At 72.2% G+C, this 17,177-nt stretch carries 17 protein-coding genes; 3 read left to right on the top strand and 14 right to left on the bottom strand.

All coding sequences use genetic code 11. From position 1 onward, the window contains the following. Positions 1–7: 7 nt before the first annotated feature. The 3 genes from AC6F7H_RS27785 to AC6F7H_RS27775 all read left to right on the top strand — a co-directional run bounded on the left by AC6F7H_RS27785 (position 8) and on the right by AC6F7H_RS27775 (position 3,914). The gene (locus tag AC6F7H_RS27785; protein WP_500759860.1) at positions 8–793 is read left to right on the top strand and encodes a polysaccharide deacetylase family protein; all 786 of its coding nucleotides are present in this window, start codon (positions 8–10) and stop codon (positions 791–793) included. 126 nt (positions 794–919) lie between these two features. Continuing rightward, positions 920–2,536: an SDR family oxidoreductase gene (locus tag AC6F7H_RS27780; protein ID WP_500759859.1), complete on the top strand. Its 1,617-nt coding sequence runs from the start codon at positions 920–922 to the stop codon at positions 2,534–2,536. Positions 2,537–2,540: 4 nt separating this feature from the next. Continuing rightward, complete coding sequence (locus AC6F7H_RS27775) at positions 2,541–3,914, top strand: cryptochrome/photolyase family protein (protein WP_500759857.1); 1,374 nt, start codon at positions 2,541–2,543, stop codon at positions 3,912–3,914. 105 nt (positions 3,915–4,019) lie between these two features. Here AC6F7H_RS27775 and hypE read toward each other — a convergent pair whose 3' ends face one another. The 14 genes from hypE to AC6F7H_RS27705 all read right to left on the bottom strand — a co-directional run bounded on the left by hypE (position 4,020) and on the right by AC6F7H_RS27705 (position 17,146). Beyond that, a complete protein-coding gene (gene hypE / locus AC6F7H_RS27770) occupies positions 4,020–5,123 on the bottom strand; it encodes a hydrogenase expression/formation protein HypE (RefSeq protein ID WP_500759855.1) in 1,104 nt (367 codons plus the stop codon). Then, positions 5,116–6,255 carry a hydrogenase formation protein HypD gene (gene hypD, locus AC6F7H_RS27765; RefSeq protein WP_500759853.1) on the bottom strand — a complete coding sequence of 380 codons (1,140 nt, stop codon included), beginning with the start codon at positions 6,253–6,255 and terminating at the stop codon, positions 5,116–5,118. The genes hypE and hypD overlap by 8 nt, the downstream gene beginning before the upstream one ends. Then, the gene (locus AC6F7H_RS27760; RefSeq protein ID WP_500759852.1) at positions 6,252–6,572 is read right to left on the bottom strand and encodes a HypC/HybG/HupF family hydrogenase formation chaperone; all 321 of its coding nucleotides are present in this window, start codon (positions 6,570–6,572) and stop codon (positions 6,252–6,254) included. Before AC6F7H_RS27760 ends, hypD begins: the two co-directional genes overlap by 4 nt. A gap of 40 nt (positions 6,573–6,612) precedes the next feature. Further along, positions 6,613–8,997, bottom strand: coding sequence for a carbamoyltransferase HypF (gene hypF, locus AC6F7H_RS27755; protein WP_500759850.1), 2,385 nt, complete (start codon positions 8,995–8,997; stop codon positions 6,613–6,615). After that, positions 8,994–9,689, bottom strand: a complete 696-nt coding sequence (gene hypB, locus AC6F7H_RS27750) for a hydrogenase nickel incorporation protein HypB (RefSeq protein ID WP_500759848.1) — start codon at positions 9,687–9,689, stop codon at positions 8,994–8,996. The genes hypF and hypB overlap by 4 nt, the downstream gene beginning before the upstream one ends. A gap of 41 nt (positions 9,690–9,730) precedes the next feature. Next, positions 9,731–10,126: a hydrogenase maturation nickel metallochaperone HypA/HybF gene (locus AC6F7H_RS27745; protein WP_500759847.1), complete on the bottom strand. Its 396-nt coding sequence runs from the start codon at positions 10,124–10,126 to the stop codon at positions 9,731–9,733. Between the two features lie 110 nt (positions 10,127–10,236). Further along, a complete protein-coding gene (locus AC6F7H_RS27740) occupies positions 10,237–10,353 on the bottom strand; it encodes a DUF6893 family small protein (RefSeq protein ID WP_500759845.1) in 117 nt (38 codons plus the stop codon). Positions 10,354–10,385: 32 nt separating this feature from the next. Beyond that, positions 10,386–10,898: a hydrogenase maturation protease gene (locus tag AC6F7H_RS27735; RefSeq protein WP_500759843.1), complete on the bottom strand. Its 513-nt coding sequence runs from the start codon at positions 10,896–10,898 to the stop codon at positions 10,386–10,388. After that, positions 10,895–12,301 (bottom strand): hypothetical protein, encoded by a 1,407-nt coding sequence (locus AC6F7H_RS27730; protein WP_500759841.1) that lies wholly within the window; start codon positions 12,299–12,301, stop codon positions 10,895–10,897. The genes AC6F7H_RS27735 and AC6F7H_RS27730 overlap by 4 nt, the downstream gene beginning before the upstream one ends. Further along, a complete protein-coding gene (locus AC6F7H_RS27725) occupies positions 12,298–12,990 on the bottom strand; it encodes a DUF6084 family protein (RefSeq protein ID WP_500759839.1) in 693 nt (230 codons plus the stop codon). Before AC6F7H_RS27725 ends, AC6F7H_RS27730 begins: the two co-directional genes overlap by 4 nt. Continuing rightward, a complete protein-coding gene (locus AC6F7H_RS27720) occupies positions 12,987–13,637 on the bottom strand; it encodes a DUF5947 family protein (protein ID WP_500759838.1) in 651 nt (216 codons plus the stop codon). The genes AC6F7H_RS27725 and AC6F7H_RS27720 overlap by 4 nt, the downstream gene beginning before the upstream one ends. Further along, positions 13,634–14,206 (bottom strand): NifU-related iron-sulfur-binding protein, encoded by a 573-nt coding sequence (locus AC6F7H_RS27715; RefSeq protein WP_500759836.1) that lies wholly within the window; start codon positions 14,204–14,206, stop codon positions 13,634–13,636. Before AC6F7H_RS27715 ends, AC6F7H_RS27720 begins: the two co-directional genes overlap by 4 nt. After that, positions 14,203–15,981 carry a nickel-dependent hydrogenase large subunit gene (locus tag AC6F7H_RS27710; protein ID WP_500759834.1) on the bottom strand — a complete coding sequence of 593 codons (1,779 nt, stop codon included), beginning with the start codon at positions 15,979–15,981 and terminating at the stop codon, positions 14,203–14,205. Before AC6F7H_RS27710 ends, AC6F7H_RS27715 begins: the two co-directional genes overlap by 4 nt. 76 nt (positions 15,982–16,057) lie before the next feature. After that, entirely contained in the window at positions 16,058–17,146 is a 1,089-nt protein-coding gene (locus AC6F7H_RS27705; RefSeq protein WP_500759832.1) for an NADH-quinone oxidoreductase subunit B family protein, read from the bottom strand. Positions 17,147–17,177 lie beyond the last annotated feature (31 nt).

The following is a 17,177-nucleotide window of genomic DNA, read 5'->3' as shown; positions in this document are numbered from 1 at the left end:
CTTGCCCATGCCCACCTCCCCCGGTCGCTCCCCCGCCCGGCGCGCGGCGGCCGTACTGACTCCGCTCGCCGCCGTCGCCGCGGCGCACATCGCCCCGGCGGCCACCTGGCTGCCCGTGGTGCGCCGCTGCTTCCCGGGCCTCGCCGGCATCGGACATCCCGCCCACGTCGCGCTGACCTTCGACGACGGGCCCGATCCCGATTCCACCCCGTGCTTCCTCGACGCGCTGGAGGCGATCGGGGTCCGGGCGACCTTCTTCGTCCTGGGCGACAGCGTCGTACGGCACCCCTCCGTGGTGCGTGAGACCGTCCGCCGCGGGCACGAACTGGCCGTGCACGGCTGGAGCCACGAGCATCCCTGGCGGCCGGCCCCGGCGGACGACGTGCGTGCCCTGCTGCGGGCGGCCGGCGCGGTCCGGGACCTGACGGGCCGGCGCCCCCGTTGGTACCGCCCGCCCTACGGCATCCTCACCTCCGGGCGCTGGGCGGCCGCTCGCACGGCGGGCCTGCGTCCGGTGCTGTGGACCGCCTGGGGCAGGGACTGGACGGCCGAGGCCACCCCGGCGTCGGTGCGCTCGACCGTCGCGGCCGGTCTGCGCGGCGGCGGCACCGTCCTCCTGCACGACACGGACAGGACGTCGGCCCCGGCCTGCTGGCGGGCCGCGCTCGGCGCCCTGCCCGGCATCGTGGACGGCTGCCGCGACGCGGGCCTGTCGGTCGGCCCGCTCGCCGAACACGGGGTGCCCCCGCAGCGTCCCGGCTCCGGTGAGCGGATGCCGGCGCCCGGGGGCTGACCGTGCGGGCAGAAGGTCGCCTCCCGCGTCACGGCCGTCGGCCGACTCGCCGCGACGGGCGCGGGCGCGCTGTTGCGGCCATGATCGGCGATAGGGGGACAATCGGGGCGAGCACAGGGAGGAACGATGGCGGGCACGGACGGACGGCAGGGACGGCAGGAAACAGAACGGTTGCACTGTCTGGTCACCGGGGCGTCCGGGTACATCGGCGGTCGTCTGGTACCCGAACTGCTGGAGGCCGGCCATCGCGTCCGCTGCCTGGCCCGTTCCCCGGACAAACTCCGTGACCATCCCTGGGCGGGGGACGTCGAGACGGTGCGGGGCGACGTCACGGACGCGGACTCGGTCGCCGCGGCCATGCACGGGATCGACGTCGCGTACTACCTGGTGCACGCCCTCGCAGGCGGTTCCGGCTTCGAGGAGACCGACCGCCGTGCGGCCCGTGTCTTCGCCGAGCAGGCGCACGCCGCCGGCGTGCGGCGGATCGTCTACCTGGGCGGGCTCACCCCACCGGACGTGCCCGAAGGCTCGCTCTCCCCTCATCTGCGCTCGCGGGCCGAGGTCGGGCGCATCTTCCTCGACGCCCCGGTGCCCGCCACCGTGCTGCGGGCGGCGGTCGTCATCGGCTCGGGGTCGGCCTCCTTCGAGATGCTGCGCTATCTGACCGAGCGGCTGCCGGTCATGGTGACCCCCCGTTGGGTGCACACCCGGACCCAGCCCATCGGGGTACGGGACGTACTGCGCTACCTCGTCGGCTCGGCCACCATGCCGGACGACGTCGACCGGGCGTTCGACATCGGCGGGCCGGACGTCCTCACGTACCAGGAGATGATGCGCCGTTACGCCGTCGTCGGCGGGCTGCGGCGGCGGCTCATCGTGCCGGTGCCGGTCCTCACCCCGAGGCTGTCCAGTCTGTGGATCGGCCTGGTCACCCCGGTGCCCGCCGCCATCGCCCGGCCGCTGACGGAGTCGCTGCGGCACGAGGTGGTCTGCCAGGAGCACGACATCGCCCGGTACGTGCCCGACGCCCCGGGCCGGCCGCTGCCGTTCGGCGAGGCGCTGGCGCTGGCCCTGCGGCGGGTACGGGAAGCACAGGTGGCCACCCGCTGGTCGTCGGCGTCCGTACCGGGGGCCCCGAGCGATCCGCTGCCCACCGACCCGGACTGGGCCGGCGGCAGCCTCTACCAGGACGAACGGCAGCTGCCGGTCGACGCGTCACGCGAGGCGCTGTGGAAGGTGATCGAGGGCATCGGCGGCGACAACGGCTGGTACTCCTTCCCGCTCGCCTGGGCGGTCAGGGGCTGGCTGGACCGGTTCGTCGGCGGGGTCGGGCTGCGGCGCGGACGACGCGACGCCGAGCACCTGCGGGCCGGGGACTCGCTGGACTTCTGGCGGGTGGAGGAGATCGAGCCCGGGCGGCTGCTGCGGCTACGGGCGGAGATGCGACTGCCGGGTCTGGCGTGGCTGGAGATGTACGCCGAGACGGACGCGGGGGGCCGCACACGCTACCGGCAGCGCGCGCTGTTCCACCCACGCGGTCTGCCGGGCCACGCCTACTGGTGGTCCGTCGCCCCCTTCCACGCCGTCGTCTTCGGCGGCATGGCCCGTAACATCACCCAGGCCGCGGTCAAGGGCATGAGCGCGCGCGGGGCCGGATCCTCGCCGACCGCGTCCGGCGCTCCCCCGCCGGGCGGAGCGTCCGGAAGCAGCACTCACAGCACCGCTTCACGACACCAGGAGTGACGTCATGACCGTCGCGGTCGTCCTGTTCACCTCGGACCTGCGTCTGCACGACCATCCCCCGCTGCGCGCCGCCCTCGCGGCGGCGGACGAGGTGGTGCCGCTGTTCGTACGCGATCCCGGAGTTCATGCGGCCGGCTTCGACACACCCAACCGCAACGCCTTCCTCGCCGACTGCCTGGCCGACCTCGACGCCTCACTGCGTCGGCGCGGCGGCCGGCTGGTGGTGCGCACGGGGCCGGTCGTGCGGGAGGTCCGCGCGCTCGCCGCGGAGTGCCGGGCCACGGAGGTGCACATGGCCGCCGGGGTCACCGGATACGCCCAGCGCCGGGAGGAGCGGCTGCGCGGGGAACTCGGCGACCACGGCGTGGCACTGCGCGTGCACGACGGCGTGATCACCGCTGTGGGCGCGGGGGCCGTGACTCCGGCCGGCTCCGACCACTACGCCGTGTTCACGCCCTACTTCCGGCGCTGGTCGCAAGAGCGGCTGCGGGACACCTGTCCGACGCCGCGCACCGTGCGCGTCCCGGAGGCGGTGCGCGGCGAGCCGCTGCCGTCCCGCGACGGGCTGTCCGGCGTCTCCCCGGACCTGCCGTCCGGCGGGGAGACGCGGGGGCGTGAGCGGTTCTCCCGGTGGGCCCGCGAGGACCTGTCCGGGTACGAGGACCGCCACGACGACCTGGCGGGCGACGCGACCTCCCGGTTGTCGCCGTACCTGCACTTCGGAGCCCTCTCCCCGGTGGAACTCGTCCAGCGGGCCCGCGCGCACGGCGGGCCCGGGGCGGACGCGTTCGTGCGCCAGTTGTGCTGGCGCGACTTCCACCACCAGGTACTGGCGGCACGGCCGGCGGCGTCCGCCCGGGACTACCGCACCCGGCACGACCGGTGGCGCACCGAGGAGGAGGCGTCCGAGGACATCGCCGCGTGGCGGGAGGGCCGTACCGGTTATCCGGTCGTCGACGCGGCGATGCGCCAACTGCGCCACGAGGGCTGGATGCACAACCGGGCACGCCTGCTGGCAGCCAGTTTTCTGGCCAAGACCCTGTATGTGGACTGGCGGATCGGTGCCCGGCACTTCCTCGACCTGCTCGTGGACGGCGACATCGTCAACAACCAGCTCAACTGGCAGTGGGTCGCCGGAACCGGCACCGACACCCGCCCCCACCGCGTGCTCAACCCGGTCGCGCAGGGCAGGCGCTTCGACCCGCGGGGAGCGTACGTACGCCGATGGGTTCCGGAACTGCGGGACGTGGCGGGCGGGGACATCCACGAACCGTGGCGGCTGCCCGAGCGTGAACGCGCACGCCTGGACTACCCCGGGCCGCTGATCGACCTCGCGGACGGCCTGGCACGGTTCAAGCACGCACGCGGCCGGGACTGAGGAAGGAAACGTCGTGCCCGGCTCGCACGGCCGGGATGCGAGCCGGGCACGACAGGACCCGACCGCCCCGCGGACCCGTGGTTCCGGGACCGTGGCCGGCGGTCCTCAGCAGATCCGCGGCAGTTGCTCGCCGAGGGGCAGGTCCACCACTCTGGTGCCGCCCAGCGCGGTGCGGGCGACGACCATACCGGGGTGCGCGTCGGTCACCTCGCCGATCATCGCGGCCTCGGCGCCCAGCGGATGTGCGCGCATGGCGGCCAGGACCGCGTCCGCGTGGGCGGGTGGCACGAACGCCACGAGCTTCCCCTCGTTGGCCACGTACATCGGGTCCAGCCCCAGGACCGCGCACGCGTTGGTCACCGCGTCGGGGACCGGCACGGCACGTTCCCGCACCACGATGCCGGTGCCGGAGGCGGCGGCGATCTCGTTCAGCGAGGCGGCCAGTCCGCCGCGGGTGGGATCCCGCAGGGCGTGCAGGTCGGGTGTGACGGCGAGCATCGCCTCGACGAGGCCTCCGAGCGGTGCGCAGTCGCTCAGGATCTCCACCCCGAACTCCAGCCCCTCCCGCACGCTCATGATCGCCACCCCGTGGACGCCGATCGCTCCGCTGACGAGGACGACGTCACCCGGAACCACCCGCTCCGGCCGCAGGTCCACGCCTGAGGGGATCAGTCCGATGCCGGAGGTGTTGATGTAGACGCCGTCGCCGTGGCCTGCCTCGACGACCTTGGTGTCGCCGGTGACGACTTCCACCCCCGCGGCCCGGGCGGCGGCGCCCATCGCCGCGGCGACCCGTCCGACGACGTCCGTACCGGTGCCCTCTTCGAGGATGAAGCCGCAGGACAGATAGGCGGGGCGGGCCCCGCTCATGGCGAGGTCGTTGACGGTGCCGTTGACCGCGAGGTCCCCGATGCTCCCGCCGGGGAAGAACAGTGGGCGCACCACGAAGGAGTCGGTGGAGAAGGCCAGCTTGGCCCCGCCCAGTTCCAGGGCGGCGGAATCGGTCAGCGCCGCCGGTACCGGGCCGCCGAAGGCGGGTGTGAAGAGCTGCTCGACGAGCTCGGCGGACAGGGCTCCGCCGCCGCCGTGGCCCATGACGATCCGTGGTTGGTCGCGCAGCGGTACGGGGCAGGTCCAGTTGAGCATGTCCGGGCGGGTTTCCTCGGCCTGCCGGACGGCGCCGGGGACGGTGCCGGTGGTGTCAGACAACGGGGCTGCCCTCCAGGGACGCGGCCGGCATCGCCAGGGTTTTCAGCTCGAGCCGTCGGTAGAGGTAGTACGCGGCGCAGGCACCCTCGCTGGAGACCATGGTGGCGCCGAGCGGTGAGCGCGGGGTGCAGGTGGTCCCGAAGGCCTCGCACTCGTGCGGCTTGATCAGCCCTTGCAGCACTTCGCCGCTGCGGCAGGCGGCCGGTTCGCGGGTGGTGATGCCGTCGACGGCGAAGCGGTGCTCGGCGTCGTAGTCGCGGTAGCGCGGGGACAGCCGCCAGCCGCTGTCCGGGATGACGCCGATGCCGCGCCAGGCGCGGTCGGTGACCTCGAAGACGTCGTCGAGCATGGCCCGGGCCGCCGGATTGCCCTCCGGGCGCACGGCGCGCGGGTAGGCGTTGTCGACGGTGTGCTCCCCGCGTTCCAGCTGGCGGACGGTACGGCGGACGCCTTCCAGGATGTCGAGCGGTTCGAACCCGGTGACGACGATGGGCACGCCGAAGCGCTCGGCGAGTTCCGGGTACTCGTCCATCCCCATGACGCTGCACACGTGCCCGGCGGCGAGGAACGCCTGCACACGGCAGTCCGGCGACTGCATGATCGCCTCGATCGCCGGCGGCACCCGTACGTGCGAGACCAGCAGACTGAAGTTGCGGATGCCGAGCTTGCGCGCCTGGTACACCGTCATCGCGTTGGGCGGAGCGGTCGTCTCGAAGCCGATGCCGAAGAAGACGACCTGCCGGTCCGGGTTCTGCTGGGCGATGCGCAGCGCGTCGAGCGGGGAGTAGACGACCCTGACGTCTCCGCCGGTGCCGCGCACCTGGAACAGGTCGCGTCCGGTGCCGGGCACGCGGAGCATGTCGCCGAAGGAGCAGAAGACGACGTCGGGGCGGGAGGCGATCTCCAGTGCCTTGTCGATCACCTCGAGCGGGGTGACGCAGACGGGACACCCAGGGCCGTGGATCAGCTCGACCTCCTCGGGGAGGAGCTGGTCGATGCCGTGCCGGATGATGGTGTGGGTCTGGCCGCCGCAGACCTCCATCAGCGCCCACGGGCGGGTGACGGTGGCCCGGATGTCGTTCAGCAGCCGTTCGGCGAGGTCGGGGTCCTGGAACTCCTCGATGTACTTCACTGCTGTACCTCCCGGGCGGTGGTGCGGTCTGAGGGCTGCTGCGCGGCGCCCTGGGCTGCCGCCTGCTCCCAGGGGTCGCCGAACTCCTCCTGGAGCATGCCGAGGTTCTCGAACAGCTCCAGGGTTCTGCGGGCCGATTCCTCGTCGAGCCGCTGGAGCGCGAACCCGACGTGGACGATGGCGTACTCCCCGACCTTCAGGTCCGGCAGGTACTCCAGGCACACGTCCTTGACGACTCCTCCGAAGTCGACCGTGGCCATACGGGTTCCGTCCCGGTCCTCGACGTCCAGCACTCTGCCGGGTACCGCAAGACACATGCGTTCTCTCCTCACTGTCGCGTGTTCGGGCCCGGCTCCGTCACTCGGTGGCGGCGGCTCCGGTACGGGCGGCCACCATGAGCTGGCCCACGGCGAGTCCTCCGTCGTTCGGCGGGATGCGCCGGTGGCGCAGCACGGTGAAGCCGTCGCCGCGCAGCCGTGCCGCGCACTCCGACGAGAGCAGCACGTTGGCGAACACCCCGCCGGTCAGGGCCACCGTCTCCAGGCCGAGTTCGTCGCGTGCCCGGCTGCACACCTCGTGCACGAGCCCGGCGACGGCGTGGTGGAAGCGTGCCGCGACGAGGGACGGCCGGACGCCGCCCCGCACGTCGTCGACGACCGCGACCAGCAGGGGCGCGGGATCGGCGGCGAGGGGGGTGCCGTCCCCGCCGGTGAGCCGGAAGGTGTAGCGGGCGTCGTCCGCGCAGGCGTCGGCCGTCACTGCGGCGGCCTCGAGTTCGACGGCGGCCTGCGCCTCGTAGCCCGCGTGGTGGCACACTCCGGCGAGGGAGGACACGGCGTCGAAGAGGCGGCCCATGCTCGATGTGGGCAGGCAGTTCAGCCCGCGCGTCAACTGCTGTTCGAGAAGGTGCAGTTCGTTCGGCGGACAGGCGGCCTCGCACGGCAGGTCCCCGCCCCACTGGATGCCCGCGGCGCGCAGATGGGCCAGGGCCATCCGGTACGGGCGCCGGACGGCGGCGTCCCCGCCGGGCAGCGGCACGTAGGCGAGATGCGCGAAGCGGGAGAAGCCGGTGTAGTCCGCGGCCAGGAACTCACCGCCCCACACGGCCCGGTCGTCCCCGTAGCCGGTGCCGTCGAAGGCGACCCCGAGGACGGGGCTGCTGCCGTCGAGGCCGTGCTCGGCCATGGCGGACGCGACGTGGGCGTGGTGGTGCTGGACGCGCAGGACGGGCCGCCCGGCGGCGTGCCGTTCGGCCCAGCGGCCCGAGCGGTAGGCGGGGTGGCGGTCGGCGACGAGACGTTCGGGCCGTACCCCGGTGATCGCCTCCAGTTGCCACTCGGCGCGTGCGAAGGCCTGTTGGGTGGCGAGGTCGTCCATGTCCCCGATGTGCGCCGACAGCCAGGCCCTGCGGCCCTCACCGAGACAGAAGGCGTTCTTGAGGTCGCCGCCGACGGCGAGCGCCGGGATCACGGGGACGGGCAGGGTGAGCGGCAGCGGGGCGTGGCCGCGGGAGCGGCGCAGGGTCAGCGGCTCACCGTCGCAGACCCGCATCACCGAGTCGTCGCACGGTACGTGGATCGGCCGGTCGTGCAGCAGCCAGGCGTCCGCCAGGCCGGACAGCCGTTCCAGCGCCTCCGCGTCGTCGGTGACGATGGGTTCGCCGGCGAGGTTGCCGCTGGTCATGACCAGCAGCCGCGCTCGCGTGGAATCGTGGTCGCCGTCGGCTTCGAGCAGCAGGTGGTGCACGGGGGTGTACGGGAGCATGACGCCGAGGTCGGGGCTGCCGGGGGCGACCTCTGGAACGGGCCACGGACGGCCGGGGTCCGGGGCGCCGGTGCGGCGACGCCTCATCAGGACGATGGGCCGCTCCTTGGCGGTGAGCAGGTCGCGCTCCGCCGGTCCGGCGTGGACCAGGTGTGCGATGTCGGCGACGTCCCCGGCCATCAGGGCGAACGGCTTGTCCCCGCGGTCCTTGCGGCGGCGCAGTTCGGCCACGGCCCGGGGGTTGGTCGCGTCGCAGGCCAGGTGATAGCCGCCCAGGCCCTTCACCGCGAGGATCGCTCCGTCGGCGAGCAGGTCACGCGCGGCGCGGATCGGGTCGGCGGGTTCGGGGCCGCCGACCTTCCCCGGGGCCACGGTCAACCGTAGCCGCGGCCCGCAGGCGGGGCAGGCCACGGGCTGCGCGTGGAAGCGGCGGTCGGCCGGGTCGGCGTATTCCCGGGCGCAGTCGGCGCACATGGGGAAGCCAGCCATGGTCGTGTGGTCGCGGTCGTACGGGAGGCCGGTGACGATGGTGAACCGCGGCCCGCAGTGCGTACAGGTGATGAACGGGTGCCGGTGGCGCCGGTCCGCCGGGTCGGCGAGTTCGGCGAGGCAGTCGTCGCAGGTCGCGGTGTCCGGCGAGACGAGCGTGCGGGCGGGGCCGCCGGCGCGTGAGGGGACGATGGCGAATCCGTCGGCGCCGGTGGTGGGCACTTCGGTGGCGTCGACCGATTCGACGAGCGCCAGGGGTGGGGCGTCGGGGGCGATGCGCGCGCAGAACCGGTCCACGGACGACGGGTCGCCCTCGACCTCGACGACGACGCCGTCCGCGGTGTTGGTCACATGACCGGAGAGCCTGAGTTCGGTGGCCAGGGTGTACAGGTACGGCCGGAAGCCGACGCCCTGCACCACGCCCCGCACGACGACCCGGCTGCGCCGCGGGGCCGGCGTGCGGTCGGCCACGGGCTGGGGAGCGGTCACGCCTGTACCCGGGCCATCACCGGGGCGTGGGGCACGGTGCCCTGCGCCGCCGCGAGCGCCCGGTCGAGCAGTGTGCCCGTGCCCGCTCCGGTGCGCACGGAGGTGAGGACCACCTCCACGCCCGGGTTGACCTGCTGGACGTTGGCGCGGAAGGCCGCCTCGTCGAATTCGGCGGGTGCGGCCAGGTCGGTCTTGGTGACGATCACGAGTTGGGCGAGGCCGAAGGCCGTCGGGTACTTGAGCGGCTTGTCCTCCCCTTCGGTCACGGAGGCGAGCACGACCCGCAGCGATTCACCGAGGTCGTACGAAGCCGGGCAGACCAGGTTGCCCACGTTCTCCACGAACAGCAGCCGGGTGTGCTCGGGGAGCCAGCCGTGGAGGTGCCCGGCGAGCATGTCCGCCTCCAGGTGGCACAGCCCGTCGGTGAGGACCTGTTTGACGGGGGCGCCGGAGCGGGCGAGACGTTCGGCGTCGTTCTCGGTCGCCAGGTCCGCGGTGAGCGCGGCGACGGTGACGTGACGTTCCCGGGCCAGCAGCAGTTCGTGTTCCAGCAGGGCGGTCTTGCCGCTGCCGGGGCTGGAGAGCAGGTTGACGACCGTGGTGCCGCGGGCGGCCAGTTCGGAGCGCAGCAGCCGGGCGACGGTCGTGTTCTTGGCGAGGACTGCCTGTTGGAGATCGACGACTTTGCACATGGTTCGGCTCACCTCGAAGACGGGTTACCTCGAAGACGGGTTCACGTTGCGTCGGCCGGCCGCGGCACGGCCGGTGCGGACTGTCGTTCCGGTGCGGCCCACCGCACCTCGCTGATGCGCAGTTCGCGGCCGGAGAGCAGTTCGGCCGCGGCCTGTCCGCAGGCGGGGCACAGCAGGCGGGGGGGCATGCCGACCTCCCACACGTCGCCGCACCCGGTGCAGCGTGCCGTGCCGGGGACGGTCCGGGTGGTCAGTTCGGCGCCTTCCAGGACGGTGCCGGCGCAGGCCAGTTCGAAGCAGAAGGCGAGCGCGTCCGCGACGACACCGGCCAGTTCGCCCACGTCGAGGGCCACGCGTGCCACGCCCGTGGCCCCGGCGGGCCGGGCCGCCTGTTCCACCTGGTCGACGACGGCCATCGCGATGGACATCTCGTGCATCGGTCTCCGTCCTGCGCCCGTGGCTGCCTGTCCGGCGCCCATTACAGACGCGCGCTCCCGGACCGGCCGACCGGCGCGCCGGGATCACACTCCTGCGTACGCCGTCCGGTTCACATCCTGCGCATCCGCAGGTAGCGCCTGATGTCGGGGAGGACTCCCCTGACGAGGGCGGTGGCGGCGGTGACGGCGGTGACGGCGGTGATGCCGCCGATGAGGGTCTTCTTCACGGGGTGCTCCTTGTTCCTTCTGCGACGGCGTGTCATACGGCGGCCTCCTGCCGGACGAGGTCGGTCACCATCCGCACCGCCTCCGGTACGGCGGCGGCGACCTGGGGGCTGAGCTCGAGGGTCTCGTCGAGGCAGGCGGGTTCGCAGCCGACGACGAGGGTGCGACGCGGGGGCGTGGCGCCGGTTCCGGCGCACAGGGTGGCGAGCAGGGCGAGGACCGCGTCGGGCGACATGTGGTGCCCGTCGAGCGGGACGTCCGCCGCCGGCCCGGTACCGTCCGGTGTCCCGGCGTCGATCAGGTACAGGGTTCCGGGTTCGCCGCCGCGTGCGGTCGCGTCGACGATGACGAGCGTGTCGTAGCCGTCGAGGAGCCGGTAGGCGAGGTGCACGCCGCGGATGCCGATGTCGGCCACCTCGACACCGGTCGGCAGTTCCTCCTGGGCGAGCCGGCGCGCGGTCTCGACGCCGAAGCCGTCGTCCCCGAGGAAGATGTTGCCGACACCGGCGACGAGGGTGCGGGCGCCGTGTGGTGCGGTGGGGGTCACGCGTCCTCCAGGGCTTCCACCTCGTCGGGCTGGAAGTAGAGGAACCGGCCTTGTTCGCGGCGGATGTCGGCGCCGGGGTCGTCCTCCACGGTCACGGCGATGTGCACGCCTCCGTCGACGTCGTGCAGTACGGCTTCGACCAGTGCGCTGCGGCCGCTCAGGAACAGGTCCTGCGCGTCGGTGTGCCGCAGCCGGGGCCGCAGGACGACGCGGCAGCCCGCGCGTACCCTTCGGCCGCCGACGGTGACGTGGTCGCGGTCGGGATCGACCGCGGTGTCGCCGCCCGGGTCCCACCAGGGGCTCTCGGGGCGGAACACGCCCTGCGGGTCGTCCCCTTCGTCCGGCGGGCCGGTGACCTCCCGCAGGCTCCGCACCGCTCCGTGCAGCCGTTCGAGGACCTCCGGCGGCATGGAGTCCGCCAGTTCGATCACGGCCGCGGCACGTGCGTCCGTGCCTCTGGCCTCGCGTTTCTCCTCGTCGGTGAGGGCGATGGTGCGCAGCGCGAGGATCTCGTCGATCTCGGTGGCGTCGTAGAGCGCGCCAGGGCTCTCGGGGGCGATGGCGGGGTGGTCCTCGAGGATGATCGGCGAGGACAGTACGAGGTCGGCACGGCCCGGTTCGCCGGCGAGCACGGGCCAGGTGTGCAGGTTCCGGCAGGCCGCGACGGCGCCCTTCGCCCACTCGGGCGGGTCGGTCATGGAGAGGAACGCCCCGGCGTCCAGGTGCAGGAGTACGTGGCTGGCGACCAGCGAGTACGGCAGCGCCGCGTCGCGGTCGCCGGCGTCGTCGGGCAGCCAGGGGCTGGTGTTCTCGACGACCACGCGCAGGCGCTGCGTGCGGTACGGGCCGTCCAGTTCGGTCGTGGAGAGCCGGACGACGCCGCTGATCTCCTCACGACGGCGGACCAGGCGCCCCACGGGCCGCCCGTCGGCATCCGTGACGGGCTCGGTCTCCTCGGCTGCGGCCCGGGTGAACGGGACGGCCACCCCGTCGCCGGTCAGCTCGGCCACCGGCAGGGCGATGTCGACCTTCTCCTCCCGGCCCTCGTCCCAGGGGACCAGGACCCGGTCGTCGAGATGCAGTTCGCGCACCGTCTCGTACGTCCCGTCGGCGTGTGCCTGCTGGACGATGCGCCGTTGGGTGTGCAGGAGGCGGACCTCGACGGCGAGGGTGGCTCCGCTCTTCGGTTCCATCAGGCACTCGGTGTGCTGGAAGTCGTGTTCCTCGGCCGCCGCGCACCAGGCGGGCGGTACGAGCACGCCGAACTGCCAGCGCAGCCTGTTCTTGGCGGCCGACGCCCGGTACGGGTAGAGCACATAGCCCTCGAAGAGGACGGCGTCCGCGACGTGGCGGGCGACGGCGAGACGGGCCTCGGTGCCGGGGGTGAACGCGGTGGTGGTCATGGTGTCCTCTCCCCCGCCGCGTCGAGCAGCGTCTCGACGGTCGCCTGCCACGACGGCAGCGCGTGGCGCGACCGGTAGGCGAGCAGCGCGTCCATGGCGTCCTGCGGCAGCCGGATCCAGCCGCAGCCCGGGAAGTGCTGCTCGATCATCTCCCGCCAGGTCTTCACCGGCAGGCGGAAGGCGGTCTCCTTGTCCCAGGGGACGGGCTCCACGTGGAAGCCGCCGGCGCCGGTGAACGCGGTGCCGGAGAACAGCATCAGCAGCGGCACCTCCCCCTCGGACAGCGCCCGGAGGTACCGCGACGCCGCGATGTCCGTGTCGTACGTGCAGGGCACGACCAGGTCGGTCTCGATCTCGCCGGTGAACCCGGGGACCATCACCGAGACCTGTGCGAACTGCACGGGGTTGAGGCTGCTGCCCCATCGGGAGCGTTCACCGAAGAGGTCGGTCAGTGCCGCGGCCTCGGTGTCGTCGTAGCCGCGGCGGGCGGGTTCGATGCGGATCTGGCAGCGCAGTGCGAGCGCGTGGACGCGGGTCGCTCTGGACGCGGTGATCCGCAGCCGGAACACCAGGGTGGGGCCTGCCGCGTAGGCGTCGGCGCGTACTCCGGTGCAGCTGAAGGAGAAGCCCGAGAACCCTGAGGATTCCGCGGACCCCGAGGACTTTGAGAACTCCGAGAACTCGGTCACGGCTTGCTCCCCTGAGGGGCGCGGGCCCGGTCGCGGACGTGGGTGAAGAAGGCGTCGAGGTCGGCCCGGGCCTCCGCTCCCCCGTCGAAGCCCTGCCAGCGCAGGCGCATCCGGCCCACGAGTTCGTAACAGAGGTCGATCGGCACCAGATAGCACTCGGTGCGACCGTGGTGCCGGCGCAACAGCAGGGCCTCCACATCGGGTTCGAGCAGTGCGGCGAGGCGGGTCCCGGCGAGGACGGCCTGCCAGGAGTCCGGTTCCAGTTCGCTCTCGGTCGCTCCGGCCGGGCTCGGATAGAGCGCGACCAGCCGGTCGAGGGCGGAGTTGTGGAAGAAGAAGGCGACGCCGACCGGGATGCGCAGTCGGTCCCAGGCGTTGTCGTCGAGCCGGTGCTCGGGGTCGCTCAGGCAGCGGCCGGGTACCGCGCGGAAGCGGCCTTCCGAACCGCCGGAGCGGTCCAGCAACTGTGCACAGGGGCCGCACGCGCAGGCCAGCGCGCGCTTCTCGGTGTCGACCAGGTGCGGGTGGCGTTCACCGGCGAGGGGAGCTCCGCACAGTTCGCACTGTTCCTCGCGGGGCGGCCGGGGGGCGGTGAAGCGGCTCAGGCCGCGGCGGTCGGCGGTGGGCCGCGGTCCGCGCGCGCTCACGGCGCGGTGGCCGGCGGTCGGCGGCGACCGCCCGTGCCGGGGTTCGGCGGTGCGGTGCCGATCTGGAGCAGCGCCGGTTCGCGGGAGGCGCCGGCGGGTTCCATCTCGACGGCGGTCACCTCGGGGGCGAAGCAGGCGAGCGAGTCGGCGGCCGCCTGCCGGACGGAATCCTGGGTGCTGGGGCAGCCGCAGCCCGTTGAGGCGGTGACCTTGAGGCGCAGCACGCCGACCGCCGGGTCGAAGCCCGCGTTCTCGACGGCGTGCGGGAGGCCGCCGAGGGCGCGGGCGATGCGGGTGTGCACGTCATCGGGGTGCAGCCCGTGCAGCACGAGCAGGCTCGCGACGAGTTCGTCGCCGAGCAGCGGGTCCAGCGGGTCGCCGGACCTCCCGGCGCCCAGGAGTTCTACGGCGCGGGCGAGCCCGGCGCCGTAGAACTCCATGAGGACGCGCACCAGTTCCTCGGCGGTCCGGCTCGCCTGGGGGTCCCCGGCGCCGGCGAGCCGGTCGAGGATCTCCTCGACCCGCCGGCCGGCCTGCTCCGCGGTGGTGGCGGCGGTCGTCGTGCTCATCCGGCGAGTCCGCTCAGCCCGGTGGGCACGTGCATCGACTTCACGGTCTTCCCGCCGCCGACGTACATGTGGACGCCGCAGGGCAGGCAGGGGTCGAAGCTGCGCACGGTGCGCATGATGTCGATGCCCTTGAAGTTCTCGGGCGGGTTCTCCTCGAAGATCGGCGTGTTCTGCACCGCGTCCTCGTAGGGGCCGGGGGTGCCGTAGGTGTCGCGGGTCGAGGCGTTCCACGGGGTCGGCGGATACGGGTGGTAGTTGGCGATCTTGCCGTCCCTGATGACCACGTGGTGCGAGAGGAGGCCGCGGACCGCCTCGGTGAAGCCGACGCCGATCGACTCGTCCGGCACCTCGAACTTCTCCCACGTCTGGGTGCGCCCGGCGCGGACCTCTTCGAGGCCCTTCTCGGCGCAGTGCAGGGCGACCGCGGCCGCGTAGGCCTGGAAGTACGTGCGGGCGCGGTTGCGTTCCAGCGCGTTGCTCCACTGGGGGATCTTCCACTCGAAGGTGGTCTCCGGCTTGGTCAGCGTGCGCGGCAGGTTGATCACGACGCTGTGGCCGGTGGCCTTGACGTACCCGATGTCGACGAGACCGGACAGCGCGGTGGACCACAGCCGGGCGAGGGGGCCGCCACCGGTGTCGAGGGGGAGGTGGTCCTTGCCGTCGAACCAGCGCGGGGACATGACCCAGCTGTACTTGTCGTCGAAGTCCCGTTTCTGCGGAGCCGGGATGGTGTGCTGGTTCCACGGGTGCCGCGGGTCGACGGGGTTGCCGAGCGGGTCGTTCGTCACGAACTGCTCCTGGCCCTGCCAGTCCTCGTAGTACGAGCTGCCCAGCAGGATGCGGATGCCGAGATTGATCTCGGTGAGGTCGTTGGTGACGAGCTTGCCGTCGACGATGACGCCGGGGGTGACGAACATCCGCCGGCCCCAGTCGGTCATGTTGGCGTAGGTGAAGTCGCAGTGCTCGGGGTCGTTGAGCGCTCCCCAGCAGCCCAGCAGCACCCGGCGGCGGCCCACTTCCTCGTATCCCGGCAGTGCCTCGTAGAAGAAGTCGAACAGGTCGTCGTGGAGCGGGACGACACGTTTCATGAACTCCACGTACCGCATGAGACGGCTCAGGTAGTCGGTGAACAGCTGCACGCTGGCGACGGTGCCGACGCCGCCGGGGTACAGGGTGGAGGGGTGCACGTGGCGGCCCTCCATCAGGCAGAACATCTCCCGGGTGTAGCGGCTGACCTGCAGCGCCTCGCGGTAGAACTCGCCTTCGAGGGGGTTGAGGGAGCGCATGATGTCGGCGATGGTGCGGTACCCGTGGTCGGCCGCGTGCGGAGCCTCGGTGCGCTCGGCGAGTTCGAGGACGCCGGGGTTGGTCTCGCGGACCATTTTCTCGCAGTAGTCGACCCCTACCAGGTTCTCCTGGAAGATGTTGTGGTCGAACATGTACTCGGCGGACTCGCCGAGGTTGATGATCCACTCCCCGAGGTGCGGAGGCTTCACGCCGTACGCCATGTTCTGCGCGTACACCGAGCAGGTGGCGTGGTTGTCACCGCAGATGCCGCAGATCCTGCTGGTGATGAAGTGCGCGTCACGCGGATCCTTGCCGCGCATGAAGACGCTGTAGCCGCGGAAGACCGACGAGGTGCTGTAGCACTCCGCGACCCGCTTCTGCTTGAAGTCGATCTTCGTGTGGATGCCGAGACTGCCCACGATCCGGGTGATCGGGTCCCAGGCCATCTCCACCAGGCCGGTTTTTTCACCGGTCGTCGTCTTTGCCATGGTACGTGCGGTGCCCTTCGTCAGCTGTTCGCGAGGGAGGTGGGTTCGGTGTGCGGTGCTGCCGCCGGCGGTGCTGTCACCACGGCGGCCGGTAGCCGGTGGTGATCTTGTCTCCCGTGTGGCGCCACCTCGGCTCCTTGTCCACGGTCCGCGCCGTGATCGTGCGGAGCCTGCGGACGACGGCGCCGTACGCGCCGCTCCCGGTGCTGGAGACCTTGGCGCCGGGGGGTTCGTCCATGAACGGCATGAACTTGTCGGGGAAGCCCGGCATGGTGCACGCGATGCAGATACCGCCCACGTTCGGGCAGCCGCCGATGCCGTTCATCCAGCCACGCTTGGTCACGTTGCACTTGACGACGGGCCCCCAGCAGCCGAGCTTCACCGAGCACTTGGGCGAGTCGTAGCTGGTGGCGAACTGCCCCTGCTCGTAGTAGCCGGCCCGGTCGCAGCCCTCGTGCACGGTGGCACCGAACAGCCAGGTCGGCCGGAGCTTGTCGTCGAGCGGGATCATCGGCGCCGAACCGGCGGCCTGGTAGAGCAGGTACGTCAGCGTCTCGGCGAAGTTGTCGGGCTGGATCGGACAGCCGGGCACGCACACGATGGGAATGCCCGCCTTCGACTTCCAGTCCCATCCGAGGTAGTCGGGCACGCCCATCGCACCGGTGGGATTGCCGGCCATGGCGTGGATGCCGCCGTAGGTGGCGCACGTGCCGATGGCTACGACGGCCAGGGCCTTGGGCGCCAGCCGGTCGATCCACTCGCTGGTGGTGATGGGCTGCCCGGTCTCGGGGTCGTCTCCGAAGCCGCACCAGTACCCCTCCTGCTTGATGGTCTCGTTGGGGATCGATCCCTCGATCACCAGGACGAAGGGGTCGATCTCGCCTCGTTCGCCCTTGAAGAACCATTCGATGAACGTGTCGGCTCCGCCGACCGGACCGCATTCGAAGTCGATCAGCGGCCAGTGCACCGCGATCTTCGGCAGGCCCGGCAGTCCTTGGAGCGCGATCTCCTCGATGCTCGGCTGCATGGCTGCGGTCAGGGAGACGGAGTCGCCGTCGCAGCTCAGTCCGGCGTTGATCCAGAGGATGTGGATCGGCTTCTCCTCGGAGCCGGACGTGCCCGTCGCGCCGGGCTCCTCGACCGTGGTCGGCGATGCTGCGCTCATGGGAACGCCTCCTGGAGGGTGCGGCAAGACC

The sequence above is a fragment of the Streptomyces sp. MMS24-W38 genome (assembly GCF_059889265.1).
This window is presented reverse-complemented; position numbering and strand designations above follow the sequence as displayed.